General features: G+C 42.6%; 13 protein-coding genes. 8 read left to right on the forward strand and 5 right to left on the reverse strand.

Features of this window, described 5'->3' with window-relative positions; translation table 11 throughout:
- Positions 1-10 precede the first annotated feature (10 nt).
- The 4 genes from F885_RS05865 to F885_RS05850 form a co-directional block, all read right to left on the reverse strand.
- The gene (locus tag F885_RS05865; protein ID WP_005319954.1) at positions 11-2191 is read right to left on the reverse strand and encodes a phosphocholine-specific phospholipase C; all 2181 of its coding nucleotides are present in this window, start codon (positions 2189-2191) and stop codon (positions 11-13) included.
- A 311-nt stretch (positions 2192-2502) separates the two neighbouring features.
- Positions 2503-3219, reverse strand: a complete 717-nt coding sequence (gene rph, locus F885_RS05860) for a ribonuclease PH (RefSeq protein ID WP_004801766.1) — start codon at positions 3217-3219, stop codon at positions 2503-2505.
- Between the two features lie 108 nt (positions 3220-3327).
- Positions 3328-4470, reverse strand: a complete 1143-nt coding sequence (locus F885_RS05855) for a fatty acid desaturase family protein (RefSeq protein ID WP_171068221.1) — start codon at positions 4468-4470, stop codon at positions 3328-3330.
- A 33-nt stretch (positions 4471-4503) separates the two neighbouring features.
- The gene (locus tag F885_RS05850) at positions 4504-5529 is read right to left on the reverse strand and encodes a flavin reductase family protein (protein WP_005319960.1); all 1026 of its coding nucleotides are present in this window, start codon (positions 5527-5529) and stop codon (positions 4504-4506) included.
- 312 nt (positions 5530-5841) lie between these two features.
- Here F885_RS05850 and F885_RS05845 point away from each other — a divergent pair, with 312 nt between their 5' ends.
- Positions 5842-6492 (forward strand): TetR family transcriptional regulator, encoded by a 651-nt coding sequence (locus F885_RS05845; protein ID WP_004801762.1) that lies wholly within the window; start codon positions 5842-5844, stop codon positions 6490-6492.
- Positions 6493-6599: 107 nt separating this feature from the next.
- The gene (locus F885_RS05840) at positions 6600-7235 is read left to right on the forward strand and encodes a TetR/AcrR family transcriptional regulator (RefSeq protein ID WP_004801761.1); all 636 of its coding nucleotides are present in this window, start codon (positions 6600-6602) and stop codon (positions 7233-7235) included.
- 51 nt (positions 7236-7286) lie between these two features.
- On the opposite strand, the gene F885_RS05835 is transcribed toward F885_RS05840, so the two are convergent.
- Positions 7287-7907 carry a thiol:disulfide interchange protein DsbA/DsbL gene (locus F885_RS05835; RefSeq protein WP_004801760.1) on the reverse strand — a complete coding sequence of 207 codons (621 nt, stop codon included), beginning with the start codon at positions 7905-7907 and terminating at the stop codon, positions 7287-7289.
- A 178-nt stretch (positions 7908-8085) separates the two neighbouring features.
- Here F885_RS05835 and ubiG point away from each other — a divergent pair, with 178 nt between their 5' ends.
- From ubiG to F885_RS05805, 6 genes are all read left to right on the forward strand, one after another.
- On the forward strand, positions 8086-8802 hold the full coding sequence (gene ubiG, locus F885_RS05830; RefSeq protein ID WP_005319964.1) for a bifunctional 2-polyprenyl-6-hydroxyphenol methylase/3-demethylubiquinol 3-O-methyltransferase UbiG: 717 nt from the start codon (positions 8086-8088) through the stop codon (positions 8800-8802).
- On the forward strand, positions 8799-9497 hold the full coding sequence (locus tag F885_RS05825; RefSeq protein ID WP_005319967.1) for an HAD family hydrolase: 699 nt from the start codon (positions 8799-8801) through the stop codon (positions 9495-9497). Before ubiG ends, F885_RS05825 begins: the two co-directional genes overlap by 4 nt.
- A 30-nt stretch (positions 9498-9527) precedes the next feature.
- Positions 9528-10274 carry a YciK family oxidoreductase gene (locus F885_RS05820; protein WP_004656765.1) on the forward strand — a complete coding sequence of 249 codons (747 nt, stop codon included), beginning with the start codon at positions 9528-9530 and terminating at the stop codon, positions 10272-10274.
- A gap of 181 nt (positions 10275-10455) precedes the next feature.
- Positions 10456-10839 (forward strand): RcnB family protein, encoded by a 384-nt coding sequence (locus tag F885_RS05815; RefSeq protein ID WP_004801755.1) that lies wholly within the window; start codon positions 10456-10458, stop codon positions 10837-10839.
- Positions 10840-10951: 112 nt separating this feature from the next.
- Positions 10952-12304: an amino-acid N-acetyltransferase gene (gene argA / locus F885_RS05810; protein ID WP_005319970.1), complete on the forward strand. Its 1353-nt coding sequence runs from the start codon at positions 10952-10954 to the stop codon at positions 12302-12304.
- 318 nt (positions 12305-12622) lie between these two features.
- Positions 12623-13615 carry a sulfonate ABC transporter substrate-binding protein gene (locus tag F885_RS05805; protein ID WP_005319973.1) on the forward strand — a complete coding sequence of 331 codons (993 nt, stop codon included), beginning with the start codon at positions 12623-12625 and terminating at the stop codon, positions 13613-13615.
- Positions 13616-13625: the final 10 nt, after the last annotated feature.

A 13625-nucleotide genomic window follows, 5' to 3' on the forward strand; every position in this document is an offset into this window, starting at 1 on the left:
TCAAACAACCTTAATTTCCTGAAAAGCCCATATACGGATCAGAAATTGAGTCTTCATTGGTTTCAATACGTCCAGCAAAGCGACGGCTATAGCTTGGATCATTTTCAATCGTGACGGTAAAATCGTACCAACCACCAAACTCAGTCATATCCCAACTGAGTTCTTTTTCAGTCGCAGCCGTTTCAATTTGCCAACTCTTATTTGGTAAGTAGGCATTGGCTTTGACCACCAGTTTTGCTGTTTGTGTAGCATCATTGCGGACTTTTAAGAAAATCTTTGGATCACACTCCTCCATACAGACACGAACTTCTGGAAGTGCTTGAATTTGTGCGGTTTGAGTTAGATTACCCGTAAAGCTGCGATGGAAACCATTTGGCCCCAATACCCATAGATCATATCGATTCTCTTTAGTCTGCCAAACATCATCCAGTTGCTTACCTGCTTCCACCATATAACGACGTGGAACTGCTTCTAAATTCAATTTGTCATAGACATGGAACACGGCCGCATGTGTGCCCGTATTTGAGAACATCAGTTTGACCGTTTTGGCTGTAACATCAACTTTGGCGCTGCTATGTAAGACATAAGGCAGTGCACGCGATGGACGAATCCCCATCTCCTGAACTGGATCGGTCTGACTGAGCGGGCGGCTGACCTGAGATAAACGCTCCTGTGCTTTGCGAATCGCATCAGCTTCTGCTTTGCTCTTCTTACCGGATAAATCTGGCATAGGCAGTAAGTTTGGCGTTTTAAAATTAAATGCCGAGGTCAAGTCACCACACACTGCACGACGATATGGACTGATATTCGGCTCTTTCACATCAAAACATTGCTCCAAGAATCGGATCACGGAAGAGTGATCAAACACTTGGGAGTTGACCCAACCACCACGACTCCATGGTGAAATGATGTACATCGGCACACGGATGCCTGGCCCATAGACCCCGACCCCATTACTCACTTTTGGATCGGTAAAATTAGGCTGACCATTCGATGCTTTGGCATGCGTGGCATACTCGTACGACATCTGCTCTTTGTTTAAAGTCGATTTACCATACACTGTTCCAGCAGTATCCATTGACGGTGCACTCGGCGATGGTACATGGTCAAAGAAACCATCATTTTCATCAAAGTTAATTAAAAATACGGTCTGACTCCAAACCTCTGGACGTTCAGTTAGAGCATTTAAAACTTCTTGGATGTACCATGCCCCTTGAACTGGACTCGATGGCCCTGGATGCTCACTATAGGTTGCAGGTGCCACTAACCAACTCACTTGAGGTAATTGTCCCTTGGCAATATCTTCTTTAAATGTACCGAGAAAACCACCATCTGGCATGGTATTGGCAATGCCTTTATACAAAGGTTGACTGGCATCAATTGCTGGATCATAGGCTGGGCAAATGGTGCTGTTATTGACTGGTTTGCCTGATAACTCATTGGCACGACGATACTTTTTAAATCCTGCTAATGGATTATCAGTAAAGTTATCAGGCATGTTTTGATACACTTTCCAGCTGACACCAGCTTGTTGCAAACGCTCAGGATAGGTGGTCCAGTCATAACCTGTGGTCGATGGGCCAATCGCATCTAGATCATTGACTACACTAGCAACATTGGCGCCTGTTGGGCCATTGGTTCCCGTCCAGATAAACATACGGTTTGAGTTGGTTCCCGTATGCATCGCGCAGTGATAAGCATCACACAGGGTAAAGGCATTGGCTAAGGCAAACTGGAATTCAACTTCTTGTTGCTTGTAATAGCCCATCGATTGCGGTTGCTTGTATTGCACCCAACTGCCCATACGACCATGATCCCAAGCATATTGTCCATCGGTCCATGAGTGCGGTGTACCGCTGACACGCTGTGCATTGCCGCGGCTGCTGTCTAAATGATATGGATAGACCTTATTCTTATTGGCATCATACTGTTCCCAGACTTTACGACCTTGGCTTAAAGGAATAGTAAAACGGTCACCAAAACCACGTACACCTTTCAACGTCCCAAAATAATTATCAAAAGAACGATTTTCTTGGGTCAAAATCACCACATGTTTAACGTCTTTAATGGTGCCTGTTTCTACCTTGGCATCAATCGCAAGTGCCTTTTGAATACTCATTGGGAAACTGGTGAGTGCTGCAGTACCAAACAAGGCTTTGGTTGAATTTAATAAAAAATCACGACGATTCATTGATTTATTTCCTTATTGTTCTTGTTTATGGCGCGCAGTGAATTTTGCATGTGGATGTTGGCGGCTTTGGACTTGGCGTTGGGTTATTATTATCGCCATCGCTGTCGTTACAGGCACTGAGTAACAAGCAACTGCTGCTGAGCAACGCTAAAAGGAAATTTCGCATTTGACTATCCGTTAAATATCAGTGCAGATAGTCAATACAATATAAATGACAATTCGATGATGATTTGATCGCAATTCGATGACAAAAAATGGATAAAAAAAAGGCGGTCTAAAAAAACCAGACCGCCCGCACTATCAACTGGAGCTTACCAACCGAGTGCCTGCTGTTGCTTCTGAATCAATTCCGCGATTCCTTTTTCTGCAAGCTCTAACATGGCATTGCACTGCTGGCGCGTAAACGGTTTGTCTTCTGCCGTTCCTTGAATTTCAATAAATTCGCCAGCCTGTGTCATCACCACGTTTAAATCGGTTTGGCAATTTGAATCTTCTTCGTAGCATAAATCGAGTAAAACTTCGTCTTGATACATCCCGACAGAAATTGCTGCGACTAAGCTTTTTAATGGATCCTGTTTAATTTTCTTGTTGCTGAGCAATACGTTCATCGCATCAACCAAAGCCACTGCTGCGCCTGTAATTGCTGCTGTACGTGTTCCGCCATCCGCTTGAATCACATCACAGTCAATCGTAATGGTGTTCTCGCCTAATTTCTTCAAATCCACCATGGCACGTAAGCTACGACCAATTAAACGTTGGATTTCTTGCGTACGACCCGTTTGCTTACCGCGTGCCGCTTCACGATCACTGCGAGTATGCGTTGAGCGCGGTAACATGCCATATTCAGCCGTCACCCAACCTTGTCCCTGACCTTTCAAGAAACGAGGGACTGAGTTCTCAATGCTTGCGGTACATAACACTTTAGTATGACCAAACTCAACCAAAACTGAGCCTTCTGCGTAACGAGTAAAGTTACGGGTAATTTTGACCTCACGTAATTGGTCTAATGTTCTTTGGTCAATACGCATAACGATTCCTTAAAACTATGGCACAAATATCATTGCGCCATAGTATATCTCAATTACACGTGCTTCCAGTTTTACTTATTCGTTACAATTCACAGAATTAGTCATCGCTTAAGCAAACTTAAACTTCGATTTGAAATTCGACCAAGTTTGAGCCACTTGTGCAGCCATATCATTCGGCAAAGAACATCTTGCTAAACGAACCCAAACCGTCCAGAACTGCTTCATAAAGTTAGCTTCGTTGTAGTTCACGCCATATTCAGCACATAAAGCTCTGATTTGTGGTGCAACTTGCTCATAACGATTGGCAGGCATATCTGGGAACAAATGATGCTCAATTTGATGGCTCAAATTACCACTCATAAAGTGCATCCATTTACCACCGGTAAAGTTACTCGAACCACGGATCTGACGCAGATACCACTGCGCTTTGGTCTCATTCTCAGTATTATCTGCTTCAAAGGTTTCCGCATCTTCAGTAAAGTGACCATTAAAAATCACGGCTGATGACCATAAATTACGCATGATGTTTGCAACTGCATTTCCAGCCAATACTGGAATAAAGTTAATCGTTGCAATTGCAGGGAAAAACACATAGTCCTTTAACACCTGACGTGTCGCTTTTTTACGGAAATCAGATGCATCCGCCCAAACCTGTTTCCATGTTTTGGTTTTATAGACCAACGCATCTTCCAAATGCAGGTTTTGTACCCCTACATACCATTGGAAAAAGAACATCAACTGTAAAGCCAACGGAATATTGGCTAAATGACGCACTTCCCATTTTTGATCTTCTGTTACTCGTAAAATGCCATAACCGACATCATGGTCTTTACCGACAATATTGGTATAAGTGTGATGCATATAATTATGGGTATAGCGCCAGTCATTGCCTGAACAGGTATTGTCCCAATCGTAGTCTTCGCCACGCAAGCTTGGGTCATTCAACCAGTCAAACTGACCGTGCATCACATTATGCCCAAGCTCCATGTTCTCTACGATTTTAGACACACCCAGCATGGCTGTCCCCAGCAACCATACGGGTGGGATCCAGCCACCGAACATCAACATGCCGCGTGATGCGATTTCGGTATAACGTACAAAATTACGTACTTTGTAGATATATTTTGAATCCTGCTCACCGAGATTTTGCATCACCTCTAGACGTATTTGCTCGACACGGCGACCAAACTCTTCAACTTGTTCAGGGGTTAAATGCGCTGACTTTGATACGGTTTTAAATTCTAATGCCATATTCATTGTACTAATCCTCAAATATCTTTGTTTTTATAGGTCAATCGTGACTGGGCTTAAGGCCTGGCTCACACATAACTTGATTGGACGATTCGGTTGATCATCAATTTCGCCTGTGATCACGTTCTGCGTCACACCACTGACTTTGGTACAGCTACAGCGGTTACAGACACCCATACGGCAACCATGTTGTGGACGTAAACCTGCTTGTTCTGCACTACTTAATAGATTGGTCGTTGCAATAAAATTCTGTTGCGCACGACGAAAACTAATCGGTTGAGCTGCACTTGAATGCTCAATCTGGATCGGTTGGAAAAACTCTTGATGAAAATTTCCAGTTGCATCCTGTTGTGTATAAATGTCTTGTGCTTGGCGCATCATGCTGTGGTGACCACACGCATAAGCCTGCATCTCTTTAAAATTTGGGACTAATTTCTCTAACAATGCTGCATCTAAATGCTGTTTTTGCTCTGCGGTATTAAAGAAATGATAGTGCAACTGTGGATATTGCTCAGCCAAAGCCAAAATGTCCTGATGCAACACTTCTGCACGGTTAAAATAAACCACATGAATCTGTTCAAGCTGCTGTTGTAGCGCTTGTTGCAATAAAGAATAAATCGCAGTAATCCCTGAACCTGAAGCAATCAGTAATGCAGCTTGCTGACCTTGATGTAAGACGAAGTCACCTTGTGCTTGTGAGATCTCGAAACGATCGCCTACACACAATTGTTGTGCTGCTTTCGATACTACACCTTGGACTTTAATCCCAAGGCGAATTTCGCCCTGTGGCGTGACATCAATAATTGAATAACTACGTTGTTGATATACCCCATTGATCATCAAGGTAATCAAAACACTATGACCTGCTTGGACTTGGCTAAAATCAAAATTATGATTTGGCTTTATCGTCAATAACACCATATCCGAGCTGAGTGGCTGTACGGCGGTCACTTCTGCAAGAATGCGTTTCCAAGCAAAGGTTGGCTTTATTTTTTGCAAAATAAAATCAACAAAATCTTCTCGAATCCAATGTGGCTGATAACTTAACTCTGCGTTCATACGTTCCTCGTTTTGTATCTGGCTATTTATTTTGAGTGAACAAATGTTCGTGTAGTGAACATGTGTACACTATATTTATTTGTGTTCACTGAGTCAACACTTGTTCACTAATTTTTTGAATATTTTTTATACTTTTTAATAAGCCATTTAAAACAAGGAAAAAATAAAAAAATTATGCAGGCTTTGAACTCATATCTAGCAAGCGTTGATCAGTGAAAGATCAAAAACATTGGCATTTAGCAATGGACAAGGACTAAAAAGTTTCTGTTTTTTTTGCTAGACTCTGCTGTACGGTTTCAACGAGTCTTATTCATGTCGATTAGAGATGAACGAAAACAACAGAGTCGGCAGGCTCTACTAGATGCAGCACTTCATCTCAGCACTGCTGGGCGCTCATTTAGTAGTATTAGTTTGCGTGAAGTTGCTCGCGAGGTTGGTTTAGTCCCAACAGCGTTTTATCGTCATTTCCAAGATATGGACACACTGGGCCAAGAACTGGTTGATCAAGTCTCTTTACATCTAAAAAGCTTGATCCATCAATTAGGGCAAAGTTATTTGAAACACAGCGGCAGTGCCAAAACCCGTACCAGTATTGAACTTTTTGTACAGGCCGTGAATCATAGCCCGCAACAATGGCAGTTTATGATTGCAGAACGTTGGGGTGGCTCAGAAACAGTCCGCATTGCGATCGCACGTGAAATTGAGTTTCTGATTGAAGACCTCGCCATAGATCTATGCAAACTCGAAACCTTCAAACACATTAAAGAAGCCAAAGACTTGCAAGTCTTATCTACGATTTTGATTAATATGTCGTTTACATGGGCAATGACGTGGATCAATTTACCCAAACAATTCACGATTGATCATCTACTCGAACAACAAAACTTATTTATCGACAATGCAGCGACTCAAGTCCGTTTACTCTTCAGTGGCATTTCTAACTGGGAACCACAAAACGCTTGACCTGATCCAAACCAAAGTTTGATATATAAAAGCATTGCTTAGCGTTATGATGCATTAGACACTAATGCAAACGCAGTCCAGAACACTATGAGGAGCTTATAAGCATCATGAATCCTGATCGTCATACTCAGTTCTTAATTCGTAAAGAAAAAATTTTGCAGGTTGCGGAAAAGCTATTATTAGAAAACAACCAAGAAATGACCTTAGATGAACTGGTTGCGGAACTGGATATTGCTAAAGGTACGCTATACAAACATTTCCGTAGCAAGAATGAACTGTTGCTGGAACTGATTATTCAAAATGAAAAAGAAATTTTAAAAATTTCAGATAAATACAATACCGATGTCAAAGAATACGCACCACGTTATATGCTTTATCACTTAACTTCACCTAGTCGTACCATTCTGCTGCATCAGCTAGAAGAACATTTGACCATGACCGAATCGAAGTTAAAACATTTGTTTGATGAGCTGTATGCGATTCGTCAGCAGCGTATTGTTTCATTGAAAGATATGACTGAAAAATATTTAAAATCACAGAATTACGATATGTCGATTCGTGATTACCTGTCTTATATCTGGTCTTTGACCTACGGCGCAGCATTATTATTAAACTCAAGCTATTACCAACGCTCGATTGGTTCGCGTGAGAAGTTGATTAATCTTTATGTGAATCAGGCTTTGTCTCTACCGACACAGAAAGTCCAGATTGATTTAAAAGATTTACAGATTGACCAAAATTAAATGATAAAAAGGACTGTCACTACAGTCCTTTTTATTGCAGATGGGCGTAAGTTATTTTGCTTTACGCTCTTTTTCTAGCAAATAATCAACCACTTGAGTCACTTTCCCGTCTTCGCCCTGAACCACATATTTACCATTCACGACCACAGCAGGAACACCTGTCAACTGGTACTGCTGTGCCAATTTATTCGACTCAGCAATTTTTGCGGTAATTGGGAAAGAATTAAACATGCTGTTAAATTTCTGCTCAGGTACACCATAACGCGCAAAGAATTTTGCTTGAGAGGCTTGGTCAAAGATTTGCTGACCGCCATCATGAATCGCATGGAACAATGGAATATGGGTTTTCTTGCGTACACCCAGTGCTTCTGAAACGTAATAACCACGAGCACCTTGTTCCCAGACTTTATTCATCGCCGCAGGGGTACGTAAGAAATAAACGTCTTTTGGAATTTGCTTTAACCATGTTTGCATATGTGGTTCAAGCTTGAAGCAGTGCGGGCAGCCATACCAGAAGAACTCACGTACTTCGAGTTGTCCAGCAGGTGCTGAAGTTTTGCCTGGGTTGGCAATCACGGTATAGTCTTTACCGGCTACAAAATCTGCTGCCATCGCATTCATTGAGAATGCCAACGCAACTGCACTTAAACCACCTAATACTAACTTTTTCATTGGCTTTGCTTTTCCTCTAAGCATTTTTCGTAAGTTTATATGCTAAATATAAAACAAACACGAGCAATTCGTTTTGCTTCTGTGAAGTTTTTTATTGGATTTATCGCTTTTTTTGCCAGAATCGCTACACTACCAACAGATTAAACCTAAATAATCATCCTAATATAGAGGTGACACCATGTCGCAATTGAATGTTGACCCACAAGAAATCGCAAAATTTGAAGCATTGGCTGCCAAATGGTGGGATCAACATTCTGAATTCCGCCCACTGCATCAAATCAATCCTTTACGTTTAAACTGGGTGGATGAGCGTGTCGGTGGCTTGACTGGCAAAAAAGTACTGGATGTTGGCTGTGGTGGTGGCATCTTGGCTGAAAGCATGGCACGTCGCGGAGCAGATGTCCTTGGCATCGATATGGGCGAAGCACCCCTTGCTGTAGGTCGTTTGCATGCACAACAAGACAATGTACAAAACATCGAATATCGTCAAATCCCCGTTGAACAATTGGCACTCGAGCAAGCAGGTCAATACGATGTGGTGACCTGTATGGAAATGATGGAACACGTGCCTGATCCAGCCTCAATCGTGAAAGCCTGCCAAACCTTGGTGAAACCAGGCGGTCATGTGTTCTTCTCGACCATTAACCGTAATCCTAAATCGTATTTATTTGCGATTATTGGCGCGGAATATGTGCTGCGTTTATTGCCTAAAGGCACGCATGATTATCATAAATTCATCCGTCCTTCAGAAATGGCGCATGATATTCGCAATGCAGGTTTAACGCTGAAAGAAATGACAGGCTTGCACTACAACCCAATTACCAAACACTATTGGTTAGCACCAAATGTTGACGTGAATTACATGGTGCATACCACCAATACAGGTGCTGAATGAAAGCGGTTTTATTTGATCTAGATGGCACATTAATTGACACTGCCGCAGACTTCATTCGTATCATTCAACAAATGTGTCGTGATGAACAACGCCCAGTAGTTGATGCGGATACCATTCGTACTCAAGTATCGGAAGGTGCGCGTGCCATGGTGAAGTTGGTTTATCCTGAATTAGAGGTCACAGACCCTGTATTTCTAGCACATCGCCAACGCTTTTTAGATGTATATGGTGACAATATTGTGGTCGATACCGACCTGTTTGTCGGCATGTACCCATTACTTGAAGAACTGGAAGCACATCAAATTCCGTGGGGCATTGTCACCAACAAACCTCGTGGTCTAAGTGAGTCTCTATTGGCAAAATTGGATCTGACTGAACGTTGTGCAGTCTTGGTTTGCCCAGAAGATGTCAGCAAAACCAAGCCTGATCCAGAACCGATGTATTTGGCTGCAAAGCAACTCGAGCTTGATGCAAAAGAGATTATCTATATCGGTGATCATCCACGCGATATTGACGCAGGTCGTCATGCCGACATGTACACCATCTTGGCAGCTTATGGCTATTTGCCGGTCGAATCACGCGATGATCTTGCCGCTTGGCAAGCCGATGCCATTATTCAAACCATTCCTGAACTGCATCAGCTGATCAAACAGAAAATCACGGTGTTGTCAGAAAATCAGGGTATGATGAATTAAATTTTTAAGATAAGAATAGGAGGCATAACAATGAAATACTCAGAATATCAACCTCGTCCAGATTTATTGAAAGATCGTATTATCCTGATCACAGGCGCTGGTGATGGGATTGGTCGTGCTGCTGCGATGAGTTATGCCCTGCATGGTGCAACCGTTGTATTACATGGCCGCACCTTAAATAAACTTGAAGTTATTTATGATGAAATTGAAGGCTTAGGCGCACCACAACCTGCAATTTTGCCGCTACAACTGTCGACTGCATCAACACATGATTACGAGCTGCTCGTCAGTACGCTAGAGCAACAGTTTGGTCGTTTGGATGGTATCTTGCATAACGCAGGCATGTTGGGTGATCGGGTTGAACTGGCACATTATCCTGTCGATGTTTGGGATGATGTACTCGCAGTAAATTTACGTGCACCGTTTGCCCTCACTCAAGCCTTGTTGCCTTTACTAGAGAAATCTGAACATGCCTCAGTGGTGTTTACCAGTTCAAGCGTCGGCCGTGAAGCACGTGCGCTTTGGGGTGCTTATTCAGTGTCTAAAGTTGCAACTGAGGCCATGAGCAAAATCTTTGCCGCAGAGAACACCTATCCGAACATTCGTTTTAACTGCATCAATCCAGGCGGGACCCGTACCGCCATGCGTGCCAAAGCCTATCCAGAGGAAGATCCAAAAGTGCTCCCGACTCCAGATAGCATTATGCCCGCCTATCTGTACCTCATGGGCGATGACAGTTTAGATATGAATGGCCAAAGTATTGACGCTCAAGCTTAATTTCATCCTTACAATAATTCTAAATAACATTGGACACTGGCGTTAAAACTGCTTTTTTCAGAGAAATGTGTGAAAAATCTTCATTGTTTTAAAGGAATAATGAATCGATCTTCACAGTTTCTCTGCATTTTTAACGTACAGTAGTTCACATGAGAGACATCCGAAGTCCATAAGGTGCATCATGAAAAAATTTTTCATTATCTTGGTTTTAGGTTCGACAACCCTGTTCAGTAGTCTGGGGACTTTTGCAGGTCCACATGATCGCGATGATGATTCGCGTGGTGGCGGCTGGCAAAATGGTCGTGGCTTTGATCGTCCAGATGGTGAAAATCGTCAACGCGAACGTCGTATGCGTGAAGAACGTGGTGTAGAGCGCCTAAAACAACATCGTTGGCAGGAAGGCTACGTCATGCCACAACATTATCGTGGTAACGGCTATAAAGTCGACTATAAGGACAGCAATCTGCCTCGCCCAGGTCGTAACGAACAGTGGTATAAAATCAACAATGACTACATTTTAGTCAACTCAGATGACAACAGTATTATCCGAATCATGGGCTTCTAAGCCCTTTTTCATGGTTCGTCAGAATTAAAGTTGAATAGATGCTTTAGGAATAGATTTATCTTTTGATTTTTTTCGTTAGAATCAGAGCAAGTGCTGCATATCTGAGATCAACATGGCGAAGCAAATGACTGAAAATTCACATAGTACAACAAAAGATTATGTGCATTGGTTTCGCCACTCCGCACCTTATATCAATGCCCACCGTGATAAAACTTTCGTTTTAATGTTCTCTGGTGAAGCAGTCCAACACGAAAATTTCCAACATATTATCCACGATATTGCCCTATTACATTCTTTGGGGATTCGTTTAATTTTGGTTTACGGCGCACGTCCGCAAATTAATCAAAATCTACTCGAACGCAATATCGAGACCCCCTTCCATCAAAGTCGTCGCATTACCACACGCGAATCCTTACGTGGAGTCATGAATGCGGTAGGTTCCATTCGTCTCGAAATTGAAGCCCTCCTCTCCATGGGTTTGGCAAATTCACCAATGTATGGTGCTCGCATTGATGTCGTTTCTGGCAATTTTGTCACCGCCAAACCGTATGGGATTCGCGATGGCATCGACTTCCAACTGACAGGTGAAGTCCGTTCAATTGATACCGATGCCATTCAACGTCATTTAGACAATCACAATATTGTTTTGCTTGGACCAACAGGTTATTCAACCACAGGTGAAGTATTTAATTTACTGGCTGAAGACGTCGCCACCAAAACAGCGACAGCCTTAAAAGCAGATAAACTGATCTTCTTAGGCGAAAAACAAGGCTTGATGAATGAACAGCAACAGTTATTACGTGAATTAAGTCCGCGCCAGCTAGAACCCTATATTCAACAAAACCAACAACAATACCCAGAATTTGCCTTACACCTCAAACAAGCGCAGCAAGCCTCTTTATCTGGCGTACATCGCGTACATTTGATTTCATATGCTTATGACGGCGCACTGATTGAAGAACTATTTACTCGCGATGGTATTGGTACCTTGATCACCGATGCGCACTATGAAGAAGTGCGGATTGCCAATATTCACGATGTCGGTGGCTTGATTAATCTGCTACGTCCGCTGGAACAGGAAGGCATTCTGGTGTATCGCTCTCGCGAACGTCTTGAAAGTGAAATTGAACATTTTGCAGTGATTGAACGCGACGGTATGATTTTGGCTTGTGCAGCACTGTATCCAATTCCGGCGGGAACAGATGAAATTCGTTCTGCTGAAATTGCCTGCGTCGCAGTGGATTCAAGCTATCGAAAATCCAATCGTGGTAGCCAAATTTTGCAATTCTTGGAAAGCAGAGCCAAACAGCAAGGGATTCAGCGACTATTTGTACTGACCACTAGAACCGCTCACTGGTTCCTAGAGCAAGGCTTTAGTCCTGCCAGCGTAGATGATTTACCTAATGCGCGCCAAGCACTGTATAACTATCAACGTAATTCTCTCGTCTTTAAAAAAGCATTGTAGTCATCGCAACGTAGACTGAAGGAGATATTTTTATTTTTGATAAAGATATCTCCGCTTCATCATTATCTCTGCTTAAGTGAGTATGAAGAATAAATTCACCAACCGATAAAATAAAAAATAATGCAATTAAAACAATATCTTGGTTAAATTAAAGCATTCGACACTTATTCAATCCGCAGATAAGATTATGCAATTTTCTATTTTGCACTTTTCAGCATAAGCAAAGCCCGATTACTTATTTTTTATGCAATAAAAAAAGTTTTAGTTTAGTTGCTCATCTTATTTAAATCTTTTGATTTGTCGGGGAGCACAACCAACATGACCATTTCAATCCATCGTTCATGGGCAACATATAGCATCATCGCAGCAAGTCTTGCCAGCCTGATGAGTGTTGCAGGTTGTGCAAAAAAACCAGAGCAGCAAGAGACAACAAAACAAGAAACCACAACATTAAATATCGGCTTTCAAAAGTATGGCATCCTGCCGATTCTCAAAGCAAAAGGTGAATTAGAAAAAAAACTTGCTGCTCAAGGTGTCAATGTTAAATGGGTTGAATTCCCTGCAGGCCCACAACTGTTAGAAGGTTTAAATGTCGGCAGTGTGGTCTTTGGTGAGGCAGGCGAAGCACCACCAATCTTTGCTCAAGCAGCCAATCCAAACTTGGTGTATGTCGCCAACCAACCACCGGCACCAACAGCAGAAGCGTTAATTGTACAAAAAGATTCGCCAATTCAATCGATCCAAGATCTGAAAGGTAAACGCGTTGCGCTGAATAAAGGCTCAAATGTTCATTACCTCTTACTCAAACTCTTGGAAGCCAATAACCTCAGTCTCAATGATATTCAAGCCGTCTACCTACCACCCTCCGATGCCCGTGCGGCGTTTGAAAAAGGTGCAGTCGATGCTTGGGTGATCTGGGACCCATTCTTTGCCGCAGCAGAACATCAGATTCATGCGCGTGTCATCACTACAGGCGAGCATCTGGTCAGCAATCACCAATTTTATCTGGCTGATCGTCAATTTGCCGAAAGCCATCCTGAAGCACTGAAAACGCTGGTGAATACACTGAACCAGACCACAGACTGGGTGCAAACCCATCCAGATGATGCAGCCAAATTACTGGAAAAACCAACGGGGCTTGAATTTGATGTCTTAAAAAGCTCAATTTCACGCATGGGCTTCGGGGTTCAACCGATCTCTGACAAAGTCGCCAAAGAACAGCAATATGTGGCTGATGCCTTCTTTGCACAAAAACTGATTCCGAAGCAGCTTGTGATCCAAGATGCCGTATTAAAAAACGACGTTAAATAATTGAGGATCA

It is taken from the genome of Acinetobacter higginsii (assembly GCF_000369845.1).
GTDB classification, from domain to species: domain Bacteria; phylum Pseudomonadota; class Gammaproteobacteria; order Pseudomonadales; family Moraxellaceae; genus Acinetobacter; species Acinetobacter higginsii.